The organism is Marinobacter sp. CA1 (assembly GCF_020546665.1).
In the GTDB taxonomy this organism is placed as follows: Bacteria; Pseudomonadota; Gammaproteobacteria; order Pseudomonadales; family Oleiphilaceae; genus Marinobacter; species Marinobacter xestospongiae.
On the sequence record NZ_CP071785.1, the window covers coordinates 4379481 to 4404905 of the forward strand.

The 25425-nt window shown below is 63.0% G+C and carries 24 protein-coding genes; 11 read left to right on the forward strand and 13 right to left on the reverse strand.

The features are described 5' to 3' along the window. Positions 1-15: 15 nt before the first annotated feature. The 5 genes from J2887_RS20035 to J2887_RS20055 all read right to left on the reverse strand — a co-directional run bounded on the left by J2887_RS20035 (position 16) and on the right by J2887_RS20055 (position 5620). Entirely contained in the window at positions 16-1473 is a 1458-nt protein-coding gene (locus tag J2887_RS20035; RefSeq protein ID WP_227172888.1) for an NfeD family protein, read from the reverse strand. 264 nt (positions 1474-1737) lie between these two features. Further along, positions 1738-2835 carry a L,D-transpeptidase family protein gene (locus tag J2887_RS20040; protein ID WP_227172889.1) on the reverse strand — a complete coding sequence of 366 codons (1098 nt, stop codon included), beginning with the start codon at positions 2833-2835 and terminating at the stop codon, positions 1738-1740. A gap of 85 nt (positions 2836-2920) precedes the next feature. Further along, positions 2921-3487: a TMEM165/GDT1 family protein gene (locus J2887_RS20045; RefSeq protein WP_227172890.1), complete on the reverse strand. Its 567-nt coding sequence runs from the start codon at positions 3485-3487 to the stop codon at positions 2921-2923. A 290-nt stretch (positions 3488-3777) separates the two neighbouring features. After that, positions 3778-5145 (reverse strand): DHA2 family efflux MFS transporter permease subunit, encoded by a 1368-nt coding sequence (locus J2887_RS20050; RefSeq protein ID WP_416381924.1) that lies wholly within the window; start codon positions 5143-5145, stop codon positions 3778-3780. Between the two features lie 49 nt (positions 5146-5194). Next, positions 5195-5620 carry a MarR family transcriptional regulator gene (locus J2887_RS20055; protein WP_227172891.1) on the reverse strand — a complete coding sequence of 142 codons (426 nt, stop codon included), beginning with the start codon at positions 5618-5620 and terminating at the stop codon, positions 5195-5197. A gap of 453 nt (positions 5621-6073) precedes the next feature. Here J2887_RS20055 and J2887_RS20060 point away from each other — a divergent pair, with 453 nt between their 5' ends. The 4 genes from J2887_RS20060 (at position 6074) to J2887_RS20075 (ending at position 10970) form a co-directional block, all read left to right on the forward strand. Then, positions 6074-6958 (forward strand): helix-turn-helix transcriptional regulator, encoded by an 885-nt coding sequence (locus J2887_RS20060; protein ID WP_227172892.1) that lies wholly within the window; start codon positions 6074-6076, stop codon positions 6956-6958. Between the two features lie 71 nt (positions 6959-7029). Continuing rightward, on the forward strand, positions 7030-8754 hold the full coding sequence (locus J2887_RS20065; protein WP_227172893.1) for an ExeM/NucH family extracellular endonuclease: 1725 nt from the start codon (positions 7030-7032) through the stop codon (positions 8752-8754). A 94-nt stretch (positions 8755-8848) separates the two neighbouring features. Next, positions 8849-9739 (forward strand): alpha/beta fold hydrolase, encoded by an 891-nt coding sequence (locus J2887_RS20070; RefSeq protein WP_227172894.1) that lies wholly within the window; start codon positions 8849-8851, stop codon positions 9737-9739. Positions 9740-9881: 142 nt separating this feature from the next. Further along, on the forward strand, positions 9882-10970 hold the full coding sequence (locus J2887_RS20075) for an AraC family transcriptional regulator (RefSeq protein WP_227172895.1): 1089 nt from the start codon (positions 9882-9884) through the stop codon (positions 10968-10970). Between the two features lie 21 nt (positions 10971-10991). Here J2887_RS20075 and queE read toward each other — a convergent pair whose 3' ends face one another. Together queE and queC are read right to left on the reverse strand one after the other, a co-directional pair. Next, a complete protein-coding gene (queE, locus tag J2887_RS20080) occupies positions 10992-11648 on the reverse strand; it encodes a 7-carboxy-7-deazaguanine synthase (RefSeq protein WP_227172896.1) in 657 nt (218 codons plus the stop codon). Continuing rightward, positions 11636-12313, reverse strand: coding sequence for a 7-cyano-7-deazaguanine synthase QueC (queC, locus tag J2887_RS20085; protein WP_227172897.1), 678 nt, complete (start codon positions 12311-12313; stop codon positions 11636-11638). The genes queE and queC overlap by 13 nt, the downstream gene beginning before the upstream one ends. A gap of 152 nt (positions 12314-12465) precedes the next feature. On the opposite strand from queC, the gene J2887_RS20090 reads away from it, so the two are divergent. Continuing rightward, positions 12466-12987: a hypothetical protein gene (locus tag J2887_RS20090; RefSeq protein ID WP_227172898.1), complete on the forward strand. Its 522-nt coding sequence runs from the start codon at positions 12466-12468 to the stop codon at positions 12985-12987. A gap of 55 nt (positions 12988-13042) precedes the next feature. Here J2887_RS20090 and J2887_RS20095 read toward each other — a convergent pair whose 3' ends face one another. Then, a complete protein-coding gene (locus J2887_RS20095; protein ID WP_227172899.1) occupies positions 13043-13219 on the reverse strand; it encodes a hypothetical protein in 177 nt (58 codons plus the stop codon). 872 nt (positions 13220-14091) lie between these two features. Between J2887_RS20095 and J2887_RS20100 the strand changes: the two genes are divergently transcribed. Then, on the forward strand, positions 14092-14364 hold the full coding sequence (locus tag J2887_RS20100) for a hypothetical protein (protein WP_227172900.1): 273 nt from the start codon (positions 14092-14094) through the stop codon (positions 14362-14364). 24 nt (positions 14365-14388) lie between these two features. Here the strand turns inward: J2887_RS20100 and J2887_RS20105 are convergent, their stop codons facing one another. Genes J2887_RS20105 through J2887_RS20115 form a run of 3 tightly spaced genes read right to left on the reverse strand, consistent with a single transcriptional unit; the run spans position 14389 to position 18981 of the window. Further along, on the reverse strand, positions 14389-14805 hold the full coding sequence (locus J2887_RS20105) for a response regulator (RefSeq protein WP_227172901.1): 417 nt from the start codon (positions 14803-14805) through the stop codon (positions 14389-14391). Between the two features lie 15 nt (positions 14806-14820). Then, entirely contained in the window at positions 14821-15372 is a 552-nt protein-coding gene (locus J2887_RS20110) for a hypothetical protein (RefSeq protein WP_227172902.1), read from the reverse strand. Between the two features lie 42 nt (positions 15373-15414). Next, positions 15415-18981, reverse strand: coding sequence for a 7TM diverse intracellular signaling domain-containing protein (locus J2887_RS20115; protein ID WP_416381876.1), 3567 nt, complete (start codon positions 18979-18981; stop codon positions 15415-15417). A gap of 174 nt (positions 18982-19155) precedes the next feature. On the opposite strand from J2887_RS20115, the gene J2887_RS20120 reads away from it, so the two are divergent. Then, on the forward strand, positions 19156-20199 hold the full coding sequence (locus J2887_RS20120) for a hypothetical protein (RefSeq protein ID WP_227172903.1): 1044 nt from the start codon (positions 19156-19158) through the stop codon (positions 20197-20199). Here the strand turns inward: J2887_RS20120 and J2887_RS20125 are convergent. Continuing rightward, positions 20193-20438, reverse strand: a complete 246-nt coding sequence (locus J2887_RS20125) for a hypothetical protein (RefSeq protein ID WP_227172904.1) — start codon at positions 20436-20438, stop codon at positions 20193-20195. The genes J2887_RS20120 and J2887_RS20125 overlap by 7 nt on opposite strands. Positions 20439-20783: 345 nt before the next feature. On the opposite strand from J2887_RS20125, the gene J2887_RS20130 reads away from it, so the two are divergent. Then, positions 20784-21128, forward strand: coding sequence for a hypothetical protein (locus J2887_RS20130; protein ID WP_227172905.1), 345 nt, complete (start codon positions 20784-20786; stop codon positions 21126-21128). A gap of 21 nt (positions 21129-21149) precedes the next feature. Here J2887_RS20130 and J2887_RS20135 read toward each other — a convergent pair whose 3' ends face one another. After that, the gene (locus tag J2887_RS20135; RefSeq protein ID WP_227172906.1) at positions 21150-22436 is read right to left on the reverse strand and encodes a serine hydrolase domain-containing protein; all 1287 of its coding nucleotides are present in this window, start codon (positions 22434-22436) and stop codon (positions 21150-21152) included. 131 nt (positions 22437-22567) lie between these two features. On the opposite strand from J2887_RS20135, the gene J2887_RS20140 reads away from it, so the two are divergent. The 3 genes from J2887_RS20140 to J2887_RS20150 all read left to right on the forward strand — a co-directional run bounded on the left by J2887_RS20140 (position 22568) and on the right by J2887_RS20150 (position 25372). Beyond that, entirely contained in the window at positions 22568-23386 is an 819-nt protein-coding gene (locus J2887_RS20140; RefSeq protein ID WP_227172907.1) for a zinc-dependent peptidase, read from the forward strand. A gap of 176 nt (positions 23387-23562) precedes the next feature. Continuing rightward, positions 23563-24969, forward strand: a complete 1407-nt coding sequence (locus tag J2887_RS20145) for an OmpP1/FadL family transporter (RefSeq protein WP_227172908.1) — start codon at positions 23563-23565, stop codon at positions 24967-24969. A gap of 37 nt (positions 24970-25006) precedes the next feature. Beyond that, positions 25007-25372 carry a c-type cytochrome gene (locus J2887_RS20150; protein WP_227172909.1) on the forward strand — a complete coding sequence of 122 codons (366 nt, stop codon included), beginning with the start codon at positions 25007-25009 and terminating at the stop codon, positions 25370-25372. Positions 25373-25425 lie beyond the last annotated feature (53 nt).

The following is a 25425-nucleotide window of genomic DNA, read 5'->3' on the forward strand; positions in this document are numbered from 1 at the left end:
CCTTATGCCATTGCCTCAGGGGGCCTCGACCCGGACGGTCAGCCCCTCAAGTGCCACCACCCGCAGGTCGTCGCCGGCGGCCACCGGTCGTTCACTCAGTGCGTTCCAGCGTTCACCGCTGAGCTGCACATGGCCGCCGTAGCCCTGGTCCCGGGGCTGAAAATCCTCCAGCGCCCGGGCGTGCTCCGTAACCAGCTGTTCCCGGCCACTGACCGGCCGACGCCGGCGCAGTCCCAGGAACCGGCTTACCGTCCACAGGATGAATCCCGCCGCCACCGCAGCGGTGCCACCAATGGCCGGAAGCGAAATCTCGCTGTGACTGCCGTCCATCAGGATGATCGAGCCCGCCACAAAGGCGATGACGCCCCCGATGCCCAGCATGCCAAAACTGGGCATGAAGGCCTCACCGACGATAAAGGCAAGCCCAAGCAGAATCAGCGCCAGTCCGGCGTAGTTCACCGACAGCACTTGGAATGCGAACAGCGCCAGAATCAGGCAGATTGCCCCGATCACCCCGGGCACCAGAGCCCCGGGGTTGGACATCTCGAAGATGATGCCGTAGAAGCCGATGATCATCAGGAAATAGGCAACGTTGGGGTCGGTAATCACCGCCAGCAGCCGGGTGCGCCAATCCGGCTCCACCCGGGTCAGCGCCAGATCCGCCGTGGCCAGTTGGCGTGGGCCGGTAGCCATCTGCACCGTACGACCGTCCAGCTGCGTCAGCAGGTCGGGCAGGGACGTTGCCACCACATCGATGACATTGCGCTCCAATGCCTCCTTCGCCCCCAGATTGACGGCCTCCCGCACCGCCTGCTCGGCCCAGTCGGCATTGCGGCCATGGCGTTCTGCCAGACCACGGATGTAACTGACCGCATCCTCCAACACCTTGCGCTCCATGGCGGTGTCGCCACGGCGCTTATCGGCAGAGGGCGTCTCCGTTGCATCAGTGGCATCGCTGGCATCGGCGGGCGATGTCGATGATGGGGATTCGTCAGTCGGGGCGTCCTGAGCTCCGGAAGGGGCAGGGGGGTCTGGTGAATCCTGGCCGGGCAGGCCGCCCAGTTGCACCGGTGTGGCCGATCCCAGATGGGTGGCCGGAGCCATGGCGGCAACGTGGCTGCCGTAGAGGATAAAGGTACCGGCACTGGCAGCGCGGGCACCATCGGGGGACACGTAGGTCACCACTGGCACCTCTGACGACAGCATCGCTTTGATGATCTGGCGCATGGAGGCCATCAGCCCCCCTGGGGTATCCAGTTGCAGCACCAAAAGCTCAGCGTCGGCGGCCTCTGCCTGTTCAATACCCCGCAGCACATAATCCATGGTGGCGGGGCCGATGGCGCCCTCCACCCTCAGCACCAGGGCCTGCTGCCGTGACTCGCTGTTGGCCATACCGGCCACCAGCGCCAGCAACAGCAGTAGGAAGCTGACGGCAAGTCGCCCCCCGTGGAGTCGATTGGGTGATACAGCCATGGCACCTCCCGAGTTGCGTCGGTAGTGTTGCCACGCCCGGGAGTCCGCCACAACGAGCCGGGCGCTCACCGTTACTGATCAAGGGATCGAATGGGAGCCTCCGACGGACTCCCCAATAGCAACTATAGCCCGTTAGCCGGGAACCGGCCGGAATAACCCGGAGTGACCTCCTGCGACATGACACATCGCACAGGATTGGCACCCTCGCTGATCATAGCGGGCCTGCAGGGCTGTGACCTGAGAACTGGCGACGAAGTTCCGGAATCAGAACCACAACTGCTGGACGGGAGGGGATGGCTCGGCTGCCGGGGAGGCAGCTTCCGGTGAGGGTGTCACGGAGTCTGTCCGCCCGCTGTCTTCGCCGGAGGCCAGTTGCGGCAGGCGCTCGCCAACCATTCTTGGGATACCATCGCCTTTCTGCACCGCCAGCTCTACCTGATGGCGCTGGATCTCAACACCCGGCACGCTCTGGCGCAGCTGCTCCAGGCGATCAGACACCTGCTGCCACAGCCGCTCCCGGTCGCTGTCGCGGTAGTTTTCAGTGGGGCGATGGACTTCCAGCCACACCTCGTCGCCGTTGAAGCCCACTTTTACCGGTTGATCCACCACCTGCACGGTGGTGCCATCGGCCACTTCGCGGGCCAGGGTGGCGATGTCCTGATTGTACATCCGGAAACAGCCATGACTGACCTGCATGCCGACACCGAAGCGCTTGTTGGTGCCGTGAATCAGGTAGCCGGCTTCGCTGAGCAGCAGGGCGTGACTGCCCAGGGGGTTTTCCGGGCCGGGCGGGATCATCCGCGGCAGAAACTCGCCGGCCGCCTCGTATTCCGCCCGAATACTCTTGGGCGGATACCAGGCCGGGGATTCCAGTCGCATGGTGACCCGGGCATCGGTCACCGGAGAAGGATTCTCTTCGGTACCCACACCCACCGGGTAGACCGCCACACCGTCATCGCGGAAATGGTAGAGCCGGTATTCCGCCAGGTTCACCACCAGGCCTTGCCGTCGTCCTTCCGGCAAGACATACCGCCGGGGCAGAGTAATGGCCGTGCCATCCCCGGGCAGCCAGGGGTCGACTTCCGGGTTGGCCTTGACCAGTTCCAGATACCCCAGGCCCAGCCGGGTACCAATGGCCGCGAAGGTGTCTTCGTAGCGGGTGGTCATCATTCCCAGATCGCCGAGCAGATCACCCTGCGGTCGCCAGACCGGAACCCGCGGACGCTCCGGGTCGCTGTCGGCGTCTGCCGCTTCCACGTCCGCGCTGGCGTCTCCGACGGCTGGCGCGTCGTCAGCCAGGACGGAGGCCGGGGCAAGCAACGCCACCAGCCAGGCGGCGAACCAGAGTTGTCGTTTTGCCATAGGGTACTTCCTGGGCTTTCTGCAAAGTCGGAACCGGTCCCTGGCTTCCTGTTCAGTCTTTTAATGGGCGTTACCAGCCAAGCGCTCAGCCTCGCAGGGTGGTCCATACCGTGACCACGGCCAGCAACAGGAACAGTACGCTGGCGCCGATGCGGGCCGTTGCCAGGGGCAGGCGGTCCATCAACCATTTTCCTGCCATGATAACCGGTACGTTGGCCGCAAGCATCCCCACCGTGGTGCCGACGATCACCCACAGGGTCTCGGTATAGCGGGCCGCCAGCACCACCGTCGCCACCTGGGTCTTGTCACCGATCTCGGCCAGGAAGAACAGCACCGTGGTCGCGGCAAACGCCCCCAGCCCGAGGAATCCGGAGTCATCGCTGTCGTCTTTGTCCGGGATCAGCAGCCAGGCGGCAATGGCCACAAAGCTCCCAACCAGAATCCACGGCAGCCAGGCCGCGGGCAGCAGACTGGCAACCCAGGCCCCCAACCAGGCCGACAGGGCGTGATTCAGCAGGGTCGCCACCAGAATGCCAAGGACAATGGCGCTGCGATTGGCAAAACGGCTGACCAGGAACAGCGACAGCAGCTGGGTCTTGTCACCGATTTCGGCGATAAAAACCGCCAGGGAAGAAGCTAGGAAGGCATCCATTCAGATAAGGCTCCAGGGCGGATTTCAGACATGAGACAGAGCCATCCTCCGCCCATGGGAGATGGTCCTGTCCCAGGTCTTGCCAATCCCCGTCAGGCATCTGCTGACGGTGGGACGCGATGGCCATGGAGATGAGCTCCAAGTGTGTTGACCATCACCCGCCAGACAAAGCGATTGCGAAACCGGTCGGTTCGCACTTGCTGGCGAAGGCTACTCCCCCGAGAGTGGCGCCAGTATACCCAGCCATAACCGCGGATTCAACGCATGGCCGTGCGAGTCAGCGGTCGGGTTCAGGTCCGCATCCGCCACACCGGCAGCACCGCTAGGGCGACACAGGTCGCTACCAGCCACCAGGCAGTATGAAAGGCCTCAATGGTGGGCAGGCCACCGGTATGATCACCGTATTCCAGGGTCAGGGCCACGGCGTTGATGCCGTAGGCACCGCCAAGCTGACGGGTGAAGTTGATGATGCTGGAGCCGGCACCCAGCTCGTCCACCGCCAGCGGATTCAACGCGCCGGTGGAGAGCGCGGGCAGCATGAACCCCAGGCCAATCCGGCCCAGCACCGCCCACAGTGCCAACCAGAAGAACCCCAAAGCCAGATCAGACAGCGCGAACAGCACCGCCGACAGCGAAAACAGCCCGATGCCGACCAAGATCAGGCTACGGGCGCTGTAATGATCTGCCAGCCGGCCCGAAATGGGGAAGGTGATACCCAGGGCAATCCCCGCCGGCAGCATCAGCAGCCCGGCTTCGGTGGCGGAGAACGACAGTGCGCTCTGCACGAACAGCGGGATCAGGTAGGTGGAGCCGAACAACGACAGCCCCAAAGCCAGGGCACCAATATTGGCATAGAGAAACGCCGGCCGCCGCAGCAGGGCGACGTTCAGCAGAGGATGGCGGGCGCGACGTTCACGCACCACGAACGCCGATAACGTCAGCAGTGCCAGGGCACCTTCGGCGGCAATCAGGCCCTGCTGGCCCGTCAGCTGCTGCAGCCGGTTCAGGGCATCCAGACTGGAGGCGATGGTGATACCCAGTAGCACCAGTCCCGGCAGGTCAAAGCGGTAGGGTTGAGGCCGGGTAACCGGCCGGGGCAGGAAGCGCCAGGTCATGACAACGCCCAGCAGGGTAACCGGGGCCGGGGCGAACATTACATAACGCCAGTGCAACTGATCCACTAGGAAGCCCCCAAGCACCGGACCCAGCGCCGGGGCAAGGATTACTCCCATGCCGTAGATTCCCATGGCCTGGCCCCGACGCTCCCTGGGGAAGATCCGGAAGATCAGGTACATGGCCATCGGCTGCATCAGTCCCGCCATGGCGCCCTGGGCGACCCGGGCAAGAATCAGAGTATTGGCATCGGGACTGAAGCCACCGAGAATCGACACCAGCGAGAACACCGCCATGGCGCAACCCAGGGTTTTGCGAATACCGAAATGGTCCAACAGCCAGGCGGACGCCAGCATGGTGGTGGTCATGGCGGCGATGAAACCGGTCGCCAGCCAGTGGGCCTTGCCCTGGCGGATGCCGAACTCCGCCATGATGTCTGGCAACGCGACATTCACCACAGTGGCGCTGAGCACCGTTGCCATGGTGCCCAGCATCACCGTCAGTACCGCCAGCCAGCGCCAGCGATCGCCATAACGGGCCTTCAGATCGTCAACGGAACTGCGACTCAGGGCTGGCCTCCGGCCCGGGTGGGCATTACTTCTGACGTTCGGCGTTCACCATGATCTTCTGGAACACCTTCAGGGCACACTCAACTTCGTCGTCAGTGACGCCTTCGAGCATCTGATCGCGCAACTCCACCGCACGCTCGTTGAGGTCATCCATGAAGCGCTCGCCGTCTTCTGTGAGGAACAGTCGACGGGCGCGACGGTCGTGCTGACAGGGACGGCGCTCGATCAGGTTCTGCTCTTCCAGGCTGTCCAGCAGGCGCACCAGGGTGGGGTTCTCAATCGCCATCAATCCCGCCAACTCGCGCTGGGTCAGGCCCTCACCACCTTTTTGCAGATACACCATGGTGGTCCAGCGAGCCTGGGTGACGCCCAGATCCTTGAGTCGCTCATCCAGCAGCTTGCGCCAGCGTCGGGTCACGCGGGCCACGGCAAACGGAAACTGGTCTTTCATAATCTCGTACTCCATAAAGCAAGATCAGGGAGTCGTTGAACGGGCGGGTGGGCCAGGGACGGGTAACTCGTTCAGACGCTCCGGACATTCCGAGCCCAAAAAAATCGGATCGCTAATAGTAAGCTAATGATCCATTAGAGGATAGAAGAGTGAGGACCAAACGCATCAGGGAAAACCGAAAGCAAACTCACTGGAACGCACTCAAAATGACCAACCCAACCACGCCACAAGCCGCGCCAGACGGGCAGTTCACAATATTTTACATTAAGGTGACGTAACACACGAGCGACTGGCATTACTGTTACCATGATTCGGTACTCAGGGATCGAGATACCAGAAAGAACATCAGAAAAGCTGGGTGATTTCCGCACGAGCAACACCGTCCACGGGGTTGAACCCAACTCCGGCCCCCACCCAGCCTAAGAGCCAAGCCCAGTCAAAGAGCCAAGCGACATGAAAAAAACGGAGTGGCCCATTCGATGGGATCTGCTGTTGCGCTACCGCCTCATTGAGATCATCGCACTTTGGGAAGGTCGTTTGACCACTAACCATATCTGCCATGGATTCGGCATTGGCCGCCAGCAGGCTTCCAAGGACATCAATACGTACCTGCGCGAGCTGGCGCCCGGCAACCTGGAATACGACCGCCATCTGAAAGGTTATGTGCCTGCTGAAAATTTCCGGCCGGTCGTGACTCAGGGCGAGGCCGAGGAATACTTCGATCTGATCCGCCGTAACGAGGTGCTGAGCCAGACCTTCGAAACCCTGGATATCGGTTTGCCCAACAGCCGTATCCTGCGATTCCCCCGCCGTCTCGCAGAGCCAACCCTGGCGCGCACGGTCATTGCTGCCATCCGCCAGGGTCGCAAGCTCCGCGCCCAGTATCTGTCCATGGACAGTGCCGACGCCGAGCAGTGCCTGCTGGAACCCCATACTCTGATCTGCGGGCTCGACCGCTGGTACGTCCGGGGCTGGTGTCACAACAGCGAGCAATTCCGCGATTTTCGCCTCAGCCGTTTCCGCCAGCCGCTGACGCTGCTGAGCGAACGGGCCCGGCACGGTCACCACCTAGATGAAGACTGGCAGCAGCTGGTTACCCTGGTGTTCCAGCCCAGCCAGCGCCTCAACCACCACCAGCGCGACCTGATCGCCCACGACTACGGCATGACCGACCAGCGCCTGGAACTGACCACCCGTGCGGCACTGGCGCCTCACTTGCTGCGTCAGGCCGGCCTAAGTGACGCCGCCGAGACGGGCGAGCTGGAGCTGATCAGCCAGACCGAGGCAGCCGCACCGCAGGAAGCCACCGCCCAGCCCCGGGCACTGGCGGAAGCCTGAGAATCAGAACCAGGCCAAGCTATCGCGCCCGGTCCCAGTGGCTGGTGTGCAGCTGGTTACTGGCCTGGCTATTGGCCGTCCTCCAACTGCCAGCCTGGGCAGACTCCTGTGGTGAGCCCGCGCTGGCGATCCACCAGATTCAGGGCGCGGCAGAACAATCCCCCTACGTTGGTCAACGGGTCACGGTGGAAGGCGTTATTACCTACAGCGCCACCGACGCCGGCGAACTGCAGGGCGCATTCCTGCAATCCGCCGACCACCAGCGGGACGATGAACCAGCCACCTCGGAAGCCCTGTTTGTTCACAGCCGTACGCCGCTGTCAGCGCCAGGACGTCGGCTGCGGCTGACAGGCCAGGTGCGGGAGTACCATGGCCTGACCGAGCTGACCCGAGTGCAACAACGGCTGGACTGCGGCCCGGCCCCTCTGCCCACCGCCACCACCATTGCCTGGCCCCCAGCCGACGGCGCCGAGGCTCTGGAAGGCATGCGGGTGCGGCTGGAATCGCCGCTGGTGGTGATCGACCAGTACGATCTTGCCCGCTATGGCACCCTGACCCTGGCGCCTGAACGCCAACCTGTACCCACCCAGATCCTGCCGCCCGGCCCCCAGGCTCAGGCACTGTTCCGGCAGCAACAACGCCAACGGCTGCTGCTGGATGACGGCCGCCTGCAGCGTCATCCCCAGCCCTTGTCCTACCCAGCCGGCGGCTTCAGCGAGCAACAGACCCTGCGTGCCGGCACCACGGTAGAGCAACTCGCCGGTGTGCTCGACTACCGTTTTGATCACTGGCGCCTGCACCCTGAACGACCACCCATCTTTCGGCCAACAGCCCCCAGACCAGCACCGCCAGCGCCACCGGAGGGCCATCAGCTCAGGGTCGTGGCATTCAACCTGGGCAACTACTTCCCGTACCTTGCAGCGACGGGCCAGCCCCGGGAAAACAGCCGGGGCGCCACCAGCGCCCAGCAATGGCAGCGCCAGCAACAACGCCTGGTCAGCACCATCCAGGCCCTAGCGCCCGACGTGCTGGCACTGACCGAACTGGCCAGCGATGGCTACGGGCCTGCCAGTGCACCGGCTTTGCTGGCCCGGGCACTGGGCGCACAGTGGCGCTTCGTGCGCTCCCCGGACGATGGTCACGACGCCATACGGGTCGGACTGCTGTATCGGAGCGACCGGGTTAACGTGGTTGACGCGCCGATGGCGGTCGATCTGGCGGGGAGTCGGCCAGCGCTGGTGCAAACCTTTCTGCCCATCAACGGCCGACGCTCAAGCGGACTCCCACCGATTCGGCTGGTTGTCACCCATTTCAAGTCCAAGGGCTGCGGCCGGGCCAGGGGCGCCAATCAGGATCAGGACGATGGCCAGGGCTGCTACGCCGCACGGCGAAATCGGCAAGCCGAGCAGCTGGCAGAGGCGCTTACAGAGGCGACGCCCGGCACCGGCACCCTGATCCTTGGGGATCTCAACAGTTATGCCCGGGAAACACCGCTGGACCGGCTCGCCAACGCCGGTTACCGGGATCTGCTCAACCCGCCGGACCAATCCGGCTGGCGCTACAGCTACCGGTTCCGCGGCCGCCTCGGCAGCCTCGACTACGGTCTGGCTGACCAGACCCTGCTGCCCCACGTCCAGGCCGCCCGAACCTGGGCGATCAACGCCGATGAACCATCGCTGTTGGGCTACCAGCATCCCCGTTTTGGCGACTTGGTGGCCACCAGCAAGCCCTGGCGATCGTCCGACCACGACCCGGTTGTCATCGATCTGGGAACCCCTTTCGCCGCTTTCGACTGACCGCTGGCGCCACCTTGTTCTGCCCCGACAGCCAACGCCTGACGGTTTCTGCCCGGTACACTGCCAGCAGGTAACCAATGAGTGAGGCCCTGCTGTGACCCTGACCCTTCCCGACCTCTGGCCCCTGGCCCGGACCGGCCATCGCTGGCTGCAACCCTGCCGTCACCGGCACACCCTGGTGGACGGCCACCGCCTGGTGTGGCTGGAACGCGGCCAACCGGGCCCGGGCCGACCCACGGTGGTGCTGCTCCATGGCTTTGCGGCGATGAAGGAGAACTGGAGTCTGTGGCTCACTCTGCTGCCGCGGCACTGGCATCTGCTGGTACCGGACCTGCCGGGATTTGGTGAAAGCGACTACCACGCCGGGGCCAGCTATCGCTATGAAATCCAGGCCAGCCGCCTGCGGAACTGGCTGACCGACCTTGAGGTCGGCCCGACCCACCTGGTGGGCAGTTCCATGGGCGGCGCCATTGCCACCATCCTGGCCCACCGCCTGGAACCGGCACCCGCCTCGCTGACCCTGCTCAACAGTGCCGGCATTCCCGAGCACGAAGGGGTCGATCCGGAGGCGCCGTTCGAATCGGATCGTGACCGGGTACTGATTCCAGCCTCGCTGGGCGCGGTGTATCGCATGTTCAACGCCGTCGGCAGTGGCCGTCCCCATCCCGGCGCCCTGGCCACTGCCGCGCTGCTGGGTCCGGACCTGCTCCGGCGGCAGCACGCTCATCGGCATATTTTCAACGACATGCTCGCTGATGCCCTGGCCCCGATGCGCTACCTGGGTCGCCGACCCATGCCGCTCCAGGTGCAGTGGGGAGACAAAGACACCATCACCCCAACCCGCTGTGTCGACTATTTCCGGCGTACCATCCCAGCGGCGGATATTCGTCTGTTTCGGGGCGTGGGCCACCTGCCCATGCTGGAAGTGCCCGGCCGCTCCGCGCGCGCGCTGGTGGAGCAGGTGGAGGCGGCATCCAGCCGTTAAAGAAATATGACACCACGTCATGAATTGGCCCCCATATCCCATTGACCCGTCAGCGCAGTCATGGGGCAGGGGTACCAATGCGGTCATAATCAAAGTCGATTGCCACCACCACAATAAGAACAGCACCTACGAGGAAACAGACATGCGAGCCTCACCATCCCAGGCCCAGGACCTCGGCCTGCCAGCGATCTACCTGCACCTGCTGGCGGAACTGCTTCATCGGCTCAACGTCGATGACCAGGCACTGCTGCTGCGAGTGGGGCTGGACCCTGCGCGACTGCAATCCACGGAGTTGCGGGTCAGCCAATCCCAGGCCAGCGAGTTTGTCACCCGGGCGATCATCGAAAGTGGTGAGCCCGGCCTGGGCATCATGCTGGCCCAGGAGATGAAACTGCCACTGCACGGCGCTCTCGGCACCGCGGTGATGAGCAGTGGCAACCTGGGGGAGGCGCTGGACCTGGTCAGCCGCTACCTGATGCTACGGGCACCGCATCTGCGGGTTCATCATAAGCAGGAAGGGGATCGGGTGGTGTTCCGGCTGGTGTGCGATATCGACCTGGGACCGCTGCAGGGCTTTATCCTCGACGCCATGCTGTTTGGCTGCGTCACCATGGGCACCCAGTTGCTGGGGTCACCGCTGCAAGGTGCGGAGATCCGTCGCCAGGGCAATGAGCCGGCGTACTTCCAGCGTTTTCGCCAGCAGATTGCCGCACCGGTGAACTATCAGTGCCGGGAAGATGCCTTCGTGCTGCCGCGATCCGCCCTCGATGCGCCCATCCGTTTCAGCGACGAGCAGCTGGCCGCCACCTCCCGCGCCCAATGCGAAGAGGCCCTGCAACAGCTGACCGAGGAAGCCGGCTTCGGCTGCCGGGTACGGCGTGTCATCGAAACCAGCCACCCATTCCCGCCAAAGCTGGCGCAGGTCGCCAGTACTCTGTTCGTCTCCGAACGGACCCTGAAACGGCGTCTCCAGGAGGAGAGCTGCAGCTTCCAGCAGCTGGTGGATGAGGTAAGACTGCAACGGGCCGGGGAACTGCTGGAAAACACCGCCATGAACCTGAGCCAGATCGCCGATGCCCTGGGCTATGCCGATGCCGCCAACTTCACCCGGGCCTTCAAGCGCTGGACCGGCGTCAGCCCCAGCCAGTACCGCAACCAACAGAAACAGAACGCTGCGGAGCCGGCACAGGTACCGGCGCCAGCTCTGGAACGTCGGGCTGTCAGCCTGTAGGGAGACCTTTAACGATCGCCGCTAATCGATGCCCACGATCTTGTGCATCTGCAGGGTCAGACGCCATTGCGGGTTTGCCAGGCAGTAATCCGTTGCCCGGCGGGTGTTGCTGCGTTTAATCGGGTCATCGCCGTCGTCGGGAACCGCCGGAGACGCCATCGGCGACAGGAAGAAGTGGTCCGCGTCCATCGCCGCAAACCGTTCCGGCAACGCCAGCGGCTGCGGATACACCAGTTTCAGCTCATTGCAGCGGGTGATCACCACCTCGGCATCGGCCTTGGGACTGACGCACAGCCAGTCGATACCCGCCGGCGCCGGCAGGGTGCCGTTGGTTTCCACACCCACCTCGAAACCGGCAGCATGGAAGGCATCAATCAGTGGCGCATCCAGCTGCAACAGCGGCTCACCGCCGGTACAGACCACATAGGGCCGCCCCAGGCCAGCGGGCCACAGCTGACGGATGTGCTCAGCCAGAACCGCCGCAGTATCAAAACGGCCACCATTCTGACCATCGGTACCGACAAAGTCGGTGTCGCAGAAATCGCACACCGAGCCGGCCCGGTCCTTCTCTCGTCCATTCCAGAGATTGCATTTGCTGAACCGGCAGAACACCGCAGCCCGGCCCGCCTGAGCGCCTTCTCCCTGCAGGGTGTAGAACGCTTCCTTTACCCGGTACATGACGGACCGGTCTCGTACGGCAGCGGATCGCAAATATCGTGGGCGGCAAACGCCTCCAGCCGCTCAACACAGGAGCCGCAGCGGCCACAGGCCTGGTCGCGACCGTTGTAGCAGGTCCAGGTCTGACTGTAGTCCAGCCCCAGCGCCAGCCCTTCCGCCAGAATCTCGCCCTTGTCGTGCTTGAGGAAGGGGGCCTCAATAGCCACCGGGTGGTAGTTCGCCACCCGGCAGACCGCATCCATCTTTTGCAGGAATTCCGGACGGCAATCCGGGTAGATAGCGTGGTCACCACCATGGGCGCCAAACCACACCGCCCGGGCTTCCACCGTCACCGCGTAGCCGGTCGCCAGCGACAGCAGGATCATGTTGCGATTGGGCACCACGGTGGATTTCATCGAGTCCTCCTCGTAGTGTCCCTCCGGCACATCAACGTCACTGGTCAGTGCCGATCCGGCCATCACCGGCCCCAGGGAGCGAATATCAATCACCTGGTGCGGCACCCCGAGCTGCTGACACACCTCACGGGCGCATTCCAGCTCCCGCACGTGGCGCTGGCCATAGTTGAACGACAGGGCGTGCACCTGATAACCCTGGGCGCGGGCCTTGTGCAACAGGGTGAAGGAATCCATTCCGCCGGAATAGATGACAACAACAGTCTCGCTCATGAATGCCTCGTCTGGCGCACCACGGCTCTGGGCCACGGTACGGTGTGGGTGATGGCGGTATTGTAACAAGGGAATGCGAGGATAGGGTTCGCGTCTCTTTGACAGGACGGTTACACTCTGGAAACGGCTCACCAACAAAAAATTCGAACGGCATGACCACCGATAGCAGCCCGGCATTCATTGACTTCGAGGCGTCCAGTCTGGACCTCATCGCCAGCTACCCGATTGAAGTGGGTGTTTGCCTGGCAGACAGCAGCCTGCACAGCTGGCTGATCCAACCCCATGTGCTCTGGAGCGACTGGTCGGACAGTGCCGAACGCATCCACGGCATCAGCCGCAGCACCCTCGAGCGTGAGGGCATCGCCGTGCATGAAGTGGCGCTGCAGCTCAACGAACTGCTCAGTGGGCAGGTGTATTGCGACGCCTGGACCTTTGACAGCTTCTGGCTGCACCGGCTGTTCCGCGCCGCCAAGGTACTGCCGGCGTTCCAGCTGGAGTCGGTCTCCATGCTGCTGGATTCCAGCCAGGTGCATCAGTGGTCACAGACCCGACACCAGGTGATCGAACACCTTGCCCTGCCGGTGCACCGCGCCGCCAACGACGCCCTTATCCTGCGGGAGACCTGGTGGCGTCTGATGCAGGCGCCACTGGCGAATCACGCCGACGGCGCCTGACGGTGGCGGCTGTCACTTGAGCGGCATTCCCGGGCGAGGGCGCCCGGCGCACGCATCAGTGGTGCAGACGCTTCATCTTGATGGCCACCAGTTCCAGGCCATCGCGGACCGTGGTGAGGGTCCAGTAGGAAATCAACGCCATCAAACCGGCACCAATGACTGTGAAGGTCAGATCATCCCCCACACCCTGGTTCTGGGCCAGGATCAGGTAAGCCGCGAGCGCGACCAGCAAAACGATTTCTACGAAAAGATCGGAGTGGAACTTGCGGGCAGATCTGGATTCGCCAGACATTTTCTTAGGTTTCAACCTCTGGATAGCAATGGATTGGATAGCTGGCTAAATTATCGCCAAAATCCGGCCATTTGGCTGTAGGCAGTAGCCGCTACGGGGTTTCCGAGGGTTGGCGCCGCAAGTTGCAGGGCGCAAGTTGCAGGTCGAGGGTACAGACGACTTTTTTCGGGGCAAAAAAAAGCGCGACCAATTGGCCGCGCTACAAAGGAGAGATCCATTCGGTAACTCACCCGGTAGGGGAGTCGCCGCGGATTGCACAACGTAAAACACGTGACAGGACGAATTATGGTGACCGCAAGCCCAAGCGTCTGTAAGGGTTTGCCGAAGACCGCTGAACAGGCCCGCCATGCCGCGGCTGTTAGGTATTGAAGGCAGGTTGATTGGGTAGAAATGCCCATTTGCAAAGTCGGCCGCAGGCGATACACTGCGCCTTGATCGAAACCCTATAAGCTTTGGCGCACACCGCCAACCTCACCACCGGGAGACAGCCAGTTGTCTGCACTGTCAGCACTGATTCCAGTCAACGCTTGCCACGGCGGCCACGGCCATGCCCTGCCAGTGGCGCGCGCCATGGTGGTGATTCACTAACGGCTTTCGGTCTCGCCCGGGAGCCTTGCAGCGACCGGGTCCGCCTCTCCGCATCAGGCTCCGGTCGTCCAGGCCCCGGGCTTAAGAACCCCACAATGTGTTCCTGTCACGAAGGGCAAGCACCCCTTGTCAGCCGTGGCGCCGTGCCGTCGGCGTCCCGCCGGTCGGGATCGGGAACTCCGGGGTTCACCTGTTTGCAGCCGCAAAACGATAAGGAGAACACCATGAGAAGACAACCGAGTTCCCGTGCTGCCAACCAGCCCCTGAACCAACGCCAGGGCCCGGTGCGCCGTCCCAACAAGTTGCCGCTGCTGGACGCCATCTGCAAGAAACTGAATCAGCGCGTCAACCTCGACGATGAGCAACGGGTGTTGGGGCTGTATGAACGTGGCTGGATTTTCAAGGGTGTGCTGAGCGGACTGGACGGTGCCGAGGCCCGATACGTCCGGACCCTCGCCACCAAGTACAATTCCTGGATCGCCCGCCAGGTAGCCTGACCGGAGAGCAGGGCGGCGGAAGCGTCAGTGACGACGCTTCAGGCCGCCCTTGAGCATGGTGGCCTCGCCGCCGTGCACCATGGCGTAGTTGTTGACCACATCGTGGATCTTTTCCTGGGAATAGGGTTTAACCACGTAACCGTTGGCCCCGGCGCTGATGGCCTTCTGGATACTCTCGATGGAATCGTCAGCGGTCACCAGCACAATGTGCTGATCGGGCTGGCTGCGCTTGAATTCTTCCATCAGCTCGTGACCATCGCCATCCGGCAACCCCAGGTCGAGCATGACGATCTCGTAGCGCTCGCTGGCAAAGGCCGCACGGGCACCCTCAACGTCCTCGCTCTCGACTACCCGGGTGGCACCCGCCTGGTACAGCATGTCCCGCAGCAGTTCCCGCATGGTGGCTTCATCCTCCACCACCATTACCTTCAAATTCTGCATAGTCCCTGTCCTCTGCTAAGGCGTCTCTGAGCGACGTGGAATGTTCAGCGGCTCTGGGTCGGGAACCCCGGCAAGCGGGTCCCCGGGCTCGTTGCCATTCGTCGGTACGGTGCCATCCGGCAGTGTCGGCGCCGCGGATTTGGTTAGCATATTACTGATACTGATGGCTGTCGTGTAGAGCGAGATCGCGACAATCAGCAACACTGGCTGCAGGAACGCTACGAACCCCGGCACTGGCTGACCACTGATGATGCTCAGCATCAGGATGATCGCCGGCCCCATCACCACAAACAGGGTCAGCGCAATGAAGAACACGATCCGCTCTTTGAAGCGCCCCAGCTCCCGCTCGGTGACCAGCCCCAGGACGAACTTGCCGATGGCCAGGCCACCGAGAATGGCCGCAGCAATACTCAGGTCCGGCCGCAGCAGCACCTGGGCAACATCGCCATCCCAGATCCGTTGCATGAAAATGATCAGGAACGGGAACAGCACGAACAGCACATCGGCGTAGGTGCCGTACATCATGCTCAGCGACTGGCCTTCCCGCTGCGGTTCGGTGTCGGTCATCAGGGGTCTTCCTCCTGCTACAGAATCATCACCAGAGCGGTGCTATGGACCAGTGTCCCGGGTCCGCTCCGATCCCAAGGCCTGTTCAATCAGGGCATCCAGCGCCGTCAGCTGGTCACTCACCCGCTGCCAGTCCACCGGCGCCATCTTCAGTGACCGCTCCAACTCGCCGGCCAGCTCCGTCATCGCAGGATAGCCCATGGCACCCGCCGTGCCCTTGATCTGGTGAGCCTCCTGTCGCAGCGGTTCCGCGGTCTGTGTCGCCCGGGCCCGGGCCATCCGCTGCCGACGCTGGGCCAGGCTGGCGAGAAACTGCCGCACCAGCTGTTCAATGCCGGCATCCTCATCCGCCACTTCCACGGCATCGGCGGCAGTCGCTTGCGGCAGGTAGCGGGCCAGCAGTGCGGCCAGTCGCTCCGGGTCAATGGGTTTGGTCAGCACCCCCTCGCAACCGGCTCCCTGCAATGCCTCAATCTCCCGGGCATCACCAGCGCTGAAGGCCACCAGGGGCCGCCGAAAGCCGGCCTGACGCAACAGCTGGCAGGCGTCAACGCCGTCCATGCCGGGCATGTGGCGGTCCATCAGCACCAGTTGCACAGGTTTGGCCAACGCAGTCCGGACCGCATCATCACCGCTGGCCACCGCGATCACCTCCAGCCCGAACCGCTGCAGCATGGTCACCACCAGTTGCCGGTTGTCGTCGTTGTCCTCCGCCACCAGCACCAGGCCGCGGTAGCGTTGCGACGTTGCCGGCCGTGGCGGCGCCGAATCCAGGTAGCGCGCCAGCAGGTCATAGAAACGCTGCTTGTCGATGGGCTTGGCCAGGTGATCGGTGAAACCGGCGCGTCGATAATCGTCGATATCTTCGCTCATCACATTGGCCGTAAGGGCCAGGGTAGGAGTGTTGATGCCGGCCTCCCGCAGCGCCACCATGGCATCGCGACCATTCATCACCGGCATCTGGATGTCCATCAGGATCAGGTCGAAATGCTGCTGACTGGCCACATCCAGCGCTTCCGCACCATTGCCCACGTGCACCAGCTCGGCGCCAGTCCGGGCCACCAGCAGCGACACCAGCTTGCGGTTGACCTCATTGTCTTCAGCACAGAGGATGCGCCCGGCCAGCTGCGGTGCCTGCACCAACGGCAGGGGCCGGCTCTGGTTCAGTTCCGAGGCATCCCGCAGTTGCACCACATCCTCAAGCGGTCCGGTGGCGATGGTGACGTCAAACTCACTGCCGTCACCGTAGCGACTGCGAACCGAAATGGCTCCGCCCAGCAGTTCTGCCAGACGCCGGGAGATGCTCAGCCCCAACCCGGTGCCACCATACTGGCGGGCAATCGCGGCACTGCCCTGGGCGAAGGGGTCGAAGAGCCGCTGCAACTGCTCAGGCTTCATGCCAATGCCGGTATCCGCCACCCGGGCATGGAGCCTCTGCTCAGCCCAGTCGCAGGCAAGTGCCAGGGTGATGGACCCCCGCTCGGTAAATTTCAGCGCATTGCCGCACAGGTTGATGAGAATCTGGCGGAAGCGGGTGGGGTCGGTCTGGATGGTCTGGGGCAGGGGAAACTCGCAGTCAATGCTGAAGTCCAGCCCCTTCTCCCGCGCCCGGGACTCAAAGAAGGCCCGCAGCTCATCCAGCAGCTCTGGCAGGTTAACGGTGACAATGTCCACCGCCAGCTTGTTGGCATCGATCTTGGAATGATCGAGGATATCGTTCACCAGGTCCAACAGATGACGGCCACTGCGTACCACCGTCTCGGCGCTGTTGCGCTTCTCCGCCTCGTTCAGATCCGGCTCCAGCAGGGTTTCACCATAGCCGATGATCGCCGCCAGCGGGGTACGGATCTCATGGCTCATATTGGCCAGGAACTGGCTCTTGGCTTCCGCGGCATTGCGGGCCAGTTCCTTGTCGAGACGCTCCTGCTCCCGCTCTTTCTCGATCTGCTGGCGCTGGTGACGTTCGGTGGCATCGATACAGGTACCTTCCAGAAAGCGGGGGTCGCCTTCGGCATCGTAGACGGTGTGGAGGGAGATGTTGGCCCAGCGGTCCTCGCCCTGGCGGGTCTGGAAACGGGCCTCAATGCCCTTGACCGAGCCGTGGTGCTGGATCTGATCCACTACCCACTCCCGTACCCGGTCATCCGCAAAGCAGGTGGCGAGCACATCCTGGCGCGCCTTGATCAGTTCACGGCTGCTGGCAAACCCCAGCAGCTCCGCCATCGCCGGATTGGCGGTGATGAAACGCCGGTCCAGGGACATCTGGAACACCCCTTCCACGGCGTTGTCGAACAGCGACTGGTACTGGCGCAGATTGGCCAGGGCACGCTGGCTCCAGCTCAGGGCTTCACCCTGGACCAGCTTGATGCGATCCGCCAGGGCAAACGAGAACAGGATGATCTGGCCGGCCAGGCCAATCTGGCTGGCGTGGGCCGTGACAATGTTGAGCGGCAGGTACCCCATCACGGTGAGGGCGTACACCACAAACCCGCTCAGGGCGACGGTCCAGGCGTAGAAGTAGGCTCGTGCAGCCGGATTGTAGTGGCGCCAGGACAGGTAGCTGACCACGATCATCACCACACACAGCAGGATGGTAACCAGCACACACCATTCCATGGCGATGTGGTAGGGCATCACCGTCGCCAGCCCCAGGGTGGCCAGCACGCAGTAGAGACTGACCCGAATCACCTTGTCCAGCTCCGGCGAACGCCACCGGGTCTCCAGCAGCGATCGCGCCATCAGCAGGCCGAAAAACCAGGTGCCCATGATCTGGTAATGCAGATAAGCCTTGTCGAAGAACCAGGGGCGCTCGCCAAACAGCTGGGTACCATGCACCTGTTCGGTGACAATGAACATCACCGCCATCACCAGGTACAGCACGTAATAGATGTTGCTGCGCTCCCGCACCGACACCGCCACGAACAGATTGTAGGCCAGAATGCCGAGGATGCTGCCCAGCAACAGCCCCCGGAAAACCTCGTCCACACTGACCTTTTCCAGGTAACGGTCCGGCTGCCACAGGGTCAGTGGCAGTCGCAGGGTATTCTGGGTGGCAACGCGCAGGTACAGTCGCAGCGGCTCGCCGGCCGGCAATTGCAACCGGAAGGTGGGGTTGGGCACCGCCAGCTCGCGCTGGCTCCAGTCACGACTGTAACCGGCATGGCGGTGTTCCACGACCTCGCCCTGGCGCACCAGGTAAAGATCCAGATCGTCCACCAGCGGCAGCGCCAGCTCCAGAATCCAGGTCTGCGGGTCGCCCCGGGGCGCGGCGGCCAGGTCGATTCTGGCCCAATAGGCCGACTCGGTGTAACCGAAGTTGAGTACGCTGCCCTGGTGCCGGTTGAATGTCGGACCATCGCTGGCCATCACGTCGGCGAGACTGAGGGACCGCTGCGGGTCCTCCAGATACCACAGGCAGCGGCCGAGGTCGTAGGACTGGTTGCTGGTGGAGAGGGTCAGCGGACGGTCATCGCAACCGGTGCGGGCCTGTGCCTGAGACACCACCAACACCAGCAGGACCAGCCCCATGAGAGCCTTGCCCAGCACCGACCCCAGCAATCCCGTCGGGGCAATCGGGCAACGATGGGCTCGGTCGTCGGGATGACGCAAAATGTGATCTCCGAGGGGGAAGCACCTGGCTGTTTGCATTACCGTGAGTTGTTATAGTGTTTTGACATTTCCGGCATTTTCAGACAACAACGCCCAGCGAGAATAATAACTCCCCGGCTATCCGACTTCACTGTAGCGCGATATCCCGGGGGACGCACCCGAGGAACCCTGCGAATGAGACATTATCCGCTCTTAGTTGCCACCCCCTTCGTCGCCCTGCTGGCAGGCTGTGGCGCCGATACCGGGGGTGACAGCGCCTTCAACCCGGCGACGGATGTGGAGTTGCTGTTTTCCACCTTTATCCTTAAAAACACCGAAACCGTCGACAATCTCCAGCACACCCGGTTTGACGATTTTTATCGCGGTATCCAGCCACTGGATAGCGACGATGCTGACGCGGCAGAGGTCACTGGCCAACTGCGCGGACTGGTGCACTCCCTGATGGGTGCAGATGCCGATGACTCCGGCCAGACTTACGACCGGGTCCGTAATCCGCTGGACTTGATGAATCAGGTGATTGCGGCCAACGAGGTGGCCAATTTTGTCGAAGGCCGAAATTACATCAGCGATCGCATCGACGAGGGCAAACCCGCCACCTACAACACCAGAAGCAACGAGTCACTGATCCGCTTCGTTGACCAGGCCGCCACCCTGAACCAGGAACCCCTGCCGGTCCGCGAGTGGCGTTACCAGACCCTGGCCTGGACCTATACCCCTTACGATGAAGACGGCAATGCCGGGCATGACAAGGTCTTCCGCACCATCCAGCACATCGCCCGGCAAGACGACAGCGCCGACGAGGACGACCTGCCGCAACTGGTCAGCTTCCTGGCCGGCACCCAGTTCGACGCCAACAACTTTGTCACCACCGGCTACAACCAGCCGGAGATGGCCACCGTCAGTTTCGCCACCCGAACTCTGGGCAGCCTGGAGCTGCGTCAGGAGTTCATTGGCGAGAAAACCGATACCCTGTTTATCAGCGACACCGACAGCCCCTGGTTCACCATCAATGGCACCACGCCGGACTGTGTGCGGGCGGAGCTGGACTATCCGATGCAGGTGCTGAGGCTGTACACCTCAACCGGGGAGTCGGCCACCATTGACCACGACAATGACCCGGAGACGCCCAAGGAAGACAACCCGGCCCACTGCGGCATGAAAGACATCGGTGACGAAACCCTGAGCTTCGCCACCGTGGCTGTGCCGGCGCGTCAGTAGCGCTGGTCCAGCTCCCATTGGGCGATGAAGCCGCGTTTGCGATCCAGCATGCGCTGGTAGGTGGTGATCATCAGATCCGCGTAGGGGGCGTTGACCAGACGCAGGCTTTCGATCCGTCGCTCAAGCTGGGCGACTTCATCGTGGATGCGCTGGTTGACGTGGGAGCGGACGCTGTCGTGCTGGTCCAGATCCACCGCCCGCGAAGGGGCAGCCGGGGAAACAATGGCGTGACGATTCATGGCTCTCATCCAATGAGTTCTGGTTATAGCGGACAGGACACCCTCGTTCTGTCCGACGCAATCGCCGATGTTGCTATCGATGTTGTTGGCAACCATCGATATTGGCAACTATCGATGTTGGTAATACCGGGCAACTGCGCTGTTCCGAGTATAGCAGGCTGAAAGCCTGTGCAAGGAATCTGCTGGCATTGTGCACAGATTAGGTTGCAAAGACAATAATCCATGAACCCGAGTTCATGGATTATCCAGCTTCGTGCCCCCTCGTTCCGCCAGCGTCGCCAGTGCTATAGTTCTGCCAAAGACCGCCTGCACCCTCCCAGTCAAGCTAGCCAAGGAGTCATCATCATGAACCAGACCTCGGTTGCGGATACCCTGCGGGAGTTCCTGTCGCTGATGGAACTGCTCGACGACGCTTACTGGGAGGCGGCGACGATCCAGCACAAGGACATGATCTACGACATCATCAGCATCTTTCACCAGGAAGTGGCGGAACTGAACAAGCTCAGCATCATGGACCATCACTACCCCTACGAGGTCATTACCGAGGGCATCCGCCGGGTCGTCCCCAAGCTGGAACGCCTGGACGATGCCCGGGAAGACGTCATCCAGCGCACCCAGACCCTGACCGACTTCCGCGATGTGCTGTCCTCGGTACTGGGCATCCTGGAGGCCCAGCTGCAAGAGCTGTAGGAACCTACGGCCCCGAATCGCTCAGGCCACCGCCAGTGGTCGCTGGGCATCCGGGATCAGCGGGAACTGGTCACACACGGTGTACACAAACCGCACCAGCGCCGGCAGGTGATGGGCCACGATCGGCAGGCCGGTGTTGAGCAGGCTGACGGATATATCCCGGGCGGTATCGGCCCAGCACAACTTGTTGATCAGCCCCAGGTGACCGAAGGCAAAACGGCTCTGCTGGCCCCAGATGCCCACCGGATTGCCTCCCAGCATCAGGCCGGCGCTGAACCGCATCGGCACCAGCATGGTGCGATCGATCTGCAACGACCCGAACTGCTGGATCGCCCGCCGCACGGTAATCTCGGCGCAGATGCGACGCCCCTGCCAGACCCCGCCGTTCAGCATCATCTGGAAGAAACGCCCCATTTCCTCGGCGGTACCGCAGAGGTTGCCCGCCGGAATCACCGCGGCCTGGAAGCGGGGATCGTTGACCACCTGCTCAATGGTCACGATGTCGCCGCCCAGCGCCCGACTGACGACCCAGGACACCGGGAATGTCGGCCGCGGCCCGGTGGCGTAGTTGAGTGCCAGGTTATCCAGTGACGGTCCGGCTATGCCATAGGTAAACCAGCGCATGCCCATGGGCTTGCGCAGGAACTGATCCAGGAACGCCTCAATACTGGCGCCGGTGACTTTTTCCAGCACCCGCTGCAGCACGAATCCCCCGGTGATGGCGTGGTAGGCCACCTTGGCGCCATCCACTTCCACCGGCTTGGCGTCGCACAGCAGCCGCCAGATTTCGTCCCGGTCCCAAAGCACATCGATCGGTGTGTCCTTGGGAATCGCGGGAATACCGCCACGGTGGGACAGGATCTGGTGAATGGTGATGGTGCGCTTGCCATGGCGGCCAAACTCCGGGCAGTAATACGCCACCGGATCCATCAGATTGATCAGGCCCTTCTCCGCCAGCATGTGCATCAGCAGGGCAGTCACCGCCTTGGCCGCCGAGAAATAGCACACCGGCGTATCCGTGGTCATCGCCACTTTCGGGGTGTCCGGTTGATCGCCGGGACCGTTGCCGCGGGCATGACCAATGGCCCGGTGCAACACCGGTTCTCCACGGTGGCGGATCGACAGCTGGATGCCGGGATGGACGCCGGTCTGGTAGAGTCGTTCCACGCTGCGCCAGATCCGTTCCACGGTCTGGTCGCTGACCCCCACCGCCGCCGGGTTTTCACCGGCCGCATCGATGTGGGTCACCGATGCCAGATCCTGGGGTACGGCGAAGGTATGGAAGGCGCGACGGGCGAGCTGTTTCATGGCAGATCCTTGGGCGTCTGGCAGCGAATGTTCGGAACTCCCTATGATTCTAGCTGCTGGCGGCGGGCACATTGGCCGAACCGCACTGCCACTGGCGTCAGCCGTCATAACCCTACAGACCGAGGCTTCCCGTGTCCCAGCCTGCCATGATCTTCTCTGCTGTTGTCCTGTTGTCGATTGTCATCGCGGCTTTCTACGGCCTGTTCATCTACCCGCGTCAGCGCCGCCACCACCTGCTGCGACAGCCGTTTCCAGCGTCCTGGCAGGCGCTGCTGGAGGAGCGTATGGCCCTCTACCGGCGCCTGCCCCAGAGCCGGCGAACCAGTCTCCATAACCATCTGCGTCTGTTGCTGGACCGGGTGGAGTTCTACGGTTGCGCTGGCGTCACCGTCGACGAGTCGATGAAGGTCCTGATCGCCGCCCACGGCGCGCTGCTGGTGAACGGCCTGTCGCCGACCTACTACCGCCGGCTGCGATCCATTCTGGTCTACCCGGGCGCCTATCGGGTCCAGGAGGCGGTGCACGACGGTGAGGTGCTCAGCCACAGCGCCCAGGAGCGGCTGGGGGAATCCTGGGAACAGGGCCGGCTGGTGCTGGCCTGGGATACTCTCGCCCGGGAGGCCGCCGACGAACACGCCGACAGCAATGTCGCCCTGCACGAGTTCGCTCACCAGCTTGACCAGGTGGACGGCCAGTCCGACGGTGCGCCGCCCCTGGCCTCCGCGGAACTGGCGGAACACTGGCAAACGGTGTTCAGCGACGCCTGGCACCGTCGCCAGCGCGGCGGACACCACAGCGTCATCGACGAATACGGTGCCACCTCACCGGCCGAGTTCTTTGCCGTCACCAGCGAGACATTCTTTCTCCATCCCCGGGCCCTGGCCCACGAGGAGCCGGAACTGTATCGCTGCCTGAGCGCCTTCTACCACCTCGATCCCGCCCACTGGTAGCACCGGCTTTGGCCCGGTCTACCGGGCCGGCACTCTCGACCGCGGACACTTGACAGCCAAAACGTGATAGTCAATCATGTTTACTCCAGCCACCAAGGCTGTGGTCACGCCGTGCGCGTGCCGCCAAAACAACAGGCTTTCTCTGGCCAATAAAAACAACGACCCGGGAGATTGAAGTGATCGACTCCACCAAAACCGGCCGCCTTCGCGCAGCCAGCCTCCGCGTTCGCCCATCCAGACTCCGTCCCAGCGCCCTGGCCCTTGCCGTCGCAGCCCAATTGGCCAGCACCACGCTGTTGGCCCAGGGCTTCTACGTTGATGAGCAGAGCGTCCGTCACCTCGGCAACGCCTACAACGGTATGGCCGCCATCGACGACGACCCGTCGGCGGTCTATTACAACCCCGCCGCCATGACCAGCGGTGACAATGGCCGCCTCGCCGGTAACCTCACCGTACTCAACAACAACCTGGACTACGACGGCCACCCGGTGATGCTGTCCAACGCCGATGGCGGCACTCCGGTGCCAGTGCAGGGCGACCGGGTCGAGGTCAGCGATACCCAGCCACTGCCGACCCTGTACCTGACCCTGCCGCTGGACGACGACCTGGTGTACGGCATTGGCATCAACGCCCCGTTCAACACCGGTAACGATCTGGGCGACCGCTCCAAGGCCCGGTATCAGACCATCGAATCCACCATTGGCACGATCACCCTGACCAATGCCTTTTCCTACCGCGTCAATGATCAGCTCAGCCTCGGTTTCGGGGTGATGGCGCAACAGGCCACCGCCGATCTGGTGCAGGCCCTGAGTCCCGGACTGGTGTGCCTGGATGGCGGCATGGGCAGCGCCGGTTGCGAGGCCATGGACCTCACCATCGACGGCAGCGCCGACTTCGATGGCCGGGTGGACATGGAAGGGGACGAGCTCTCCGTGGGCTACAACCTGGGCCTGCTGTACCGCATCAACGAACGTCAGCAACTGGGCTTTGGCTACCGCTCCAAGATCGACCACAAGCTCGACGGCGACGTCACCGTCACCATGCCGGTGACCTTCGACCAGGTGTCCGGCTCGATGACCACCCGCATCACCACGCCGGCCATCGCCAACGTCAGCTACCAGCACCGGTTTGACCGGCTGACCCTGCTGCTGGATGCCAGCTGGACCGACTGGAGCGAGTTCGACGCCCTGAAGTTCCGCGCCGAGGACCCGAATGTGCAGGCGCTGCTGGCGGACCAGACCTTTGACTGGGACGACTCCGTTCGAGTCGGCATCGCTGCCGAGTATGCCCTCAGCCCCAGCCTGACCCTGCGCGGCGGCGTCGCCCTGGACCAGTCACCGATTCCCGACCAGCACGCCACCGTTGATCTGGGCCAGGACGACTACCACCAGTTCGCTGTCGGTCTGAGTTACCAGCCCAGTACCGACCTGGTGATCGACGCCGGTTACATGCTGGGACTGACCAGCAGCCGTGACATCCGTCAGGGCGATATCACCGACCCGAACCAGAACCTGGCACAGCTGGAGGGTGAGACCCACTACACCTTCCACTCGCTGGGGTTGGGTGCGCGCTGGTCCTTCTGACCGGCGCGGTCACCACATCCACAACACGAGAGAAACCATGCGCAAAGCAACCACTTCCCTGCTTGCCCTGGTCACAGCCGGTCTGCTGGCCGGCTGTGACCAGGGCCCGGATCAGGCCACTGTGGTGGCCTACGCCGCCTCCGCCCAGCCCGCTGACCCGGCGCTGGCGGAGATCTATCAGAGGTCGTGCCAAGCCTGCCACAGCCGTGGCACCTCCGATGCACCGCTGGTGGGCGACGAAACCGCCTGGCAGCCGCGGCTGGAGCAGGGCATGGACACCCTGCTGACCCACGTAGTGGAGGGCTATGGCGGCATGCCGCCCTACGGCCTGTGCATGGATTGCAACGCGGCTGAGTTCGAGCAGCTGATCCAGTTCATGTCCCATTACCCGGACAATTCTTAAGGAGCAACTGATTGACTCAGGATCACCTCTGGCCTTCAGAGCGGTTCACACTC

Excerpts from the sequence above, each read along its gene's own strand:
- J2887_RS20035 (WP_227172888.1), bottom strand. The coding sequence starts at position 1,473 with ATGGCTGTATCACCCAATCGACTCCACGGGGGGCGACTTGCCGTCAGC.
- J2887_RS20040 (WP_227172889.1), bottom strand. The coding sequence starts at position 2,835 with ATGGCAAAACGACAACTCTGGTTCGCCGCCTGGCTGGTGGCGTTGCTT.
- J2887_RS20045 (WP_227172890.1), bottom strand. The coding sequence starts at position 3,487 with ATGGATGCCTTCCTAGCTTCTTCCCTGGCGGTTTTTATCGCCGAAATC.
- J2887_RS20055 (WP_227172891.1), bottom strand. The coding sequence starts at position 5,620 with ATGAAAGACCAGTTTCCGTTTGCCGTGGCCCGCGTGACCCGACGCTGG.
- J2887_RS20060 (WP_227172892.1), top strand. The coding sequence starts at position 6,074 with ATGAAAAAAACGGAGTGGCCCATTCGATGGGATCTGCTGTTGCGCTAC.
- J2887_RS20075 (WP_227172895.1), top strand. The coding sequence starts at position 9,882 with ATGCGAGCCTCACCATCCCAGGCCCAGGACCTCGGCCTGCCAGCGATC.
- queE (WP_227172896.1), bottom strand. The coding sequence starts at position 11,648 with ATGTACCGGGTAAAGGAAGCGTTCTACACCCTGCAGGGAGAAGGCGCT.
- queC (WP_227172897.1), bottom strand. The coding sequence starts at position 12,313 with ATGAGCGAGACTGTTGTTGTCATCTATTCCGGCGGAATGGATTCCTTC.
- J2887_RS20090 (WP_227172898.1), top strand. The coding sequence starts at position 12,466 with ATGACCACCGATAGCAGCCCGGCATTCATTGACTTCGAGGCGTCCAGT.
- J2887_RS20100 (WP_227172900.1), top strand. The coding sequence starts at position 14,092 with ATGAGAAGACAACCGAGTTCCCGTGCTGCCAACCAGCCCCTGAACCAA.
- J2887_RS20105 (WP_227172901.1), bottom strand. The coding sequence starts at position 14,805 with ATGCAGAATTTGAAGGTAATGGTGGTGGAGGATGAAGCCACCATGCGG.
- J2887_RS20110 (WP_227172902.1), bottom strand. The coding sequence starts at position 15,372 with ATGACCGACACCGAACCGCAGCGGGAAGGCCAGTCGCTGAGCATGATG.
- J2887_RS20120 (WP_227172903.1), top strand. The coding sequence starts at position 19,156 with ATGAGACATTATCCGCTCTTAGTTGCCACCCCCTTCGTCGCCCTGCTG.
- J2887_RS20125 (WP_227172904.1), bottom strand. The coding sequence starts at position 20,438 with ATGAATCGTCACGCCATTGTTTCCCCGGCTGCCCCTTCGCGGGCGGTG.
- J2887_RS20130 (WP_227172905.1), top strand. The coding sequence starts at position 20,784 with ATGAACCAGACCTCGGTTGCGGATACCCTGCGGGAGTTCCTGTCGCTG.
- J2887_RS20135 (WP_227172906.1), bottom strand. The coding sequence starts at position 22,436 with ATGAAACAGCTCGCCCGTCGCGCCTTCCATACCTTCGCCGTACCCCAG.
- J2887_RS20150 (WP_227172909.1), top strand. The coding sequence starts at position 25,007 with ATGCGCAAAGCAACCACTTCCCTGCTTGCCCTGGTCACAGCCGGTCTG.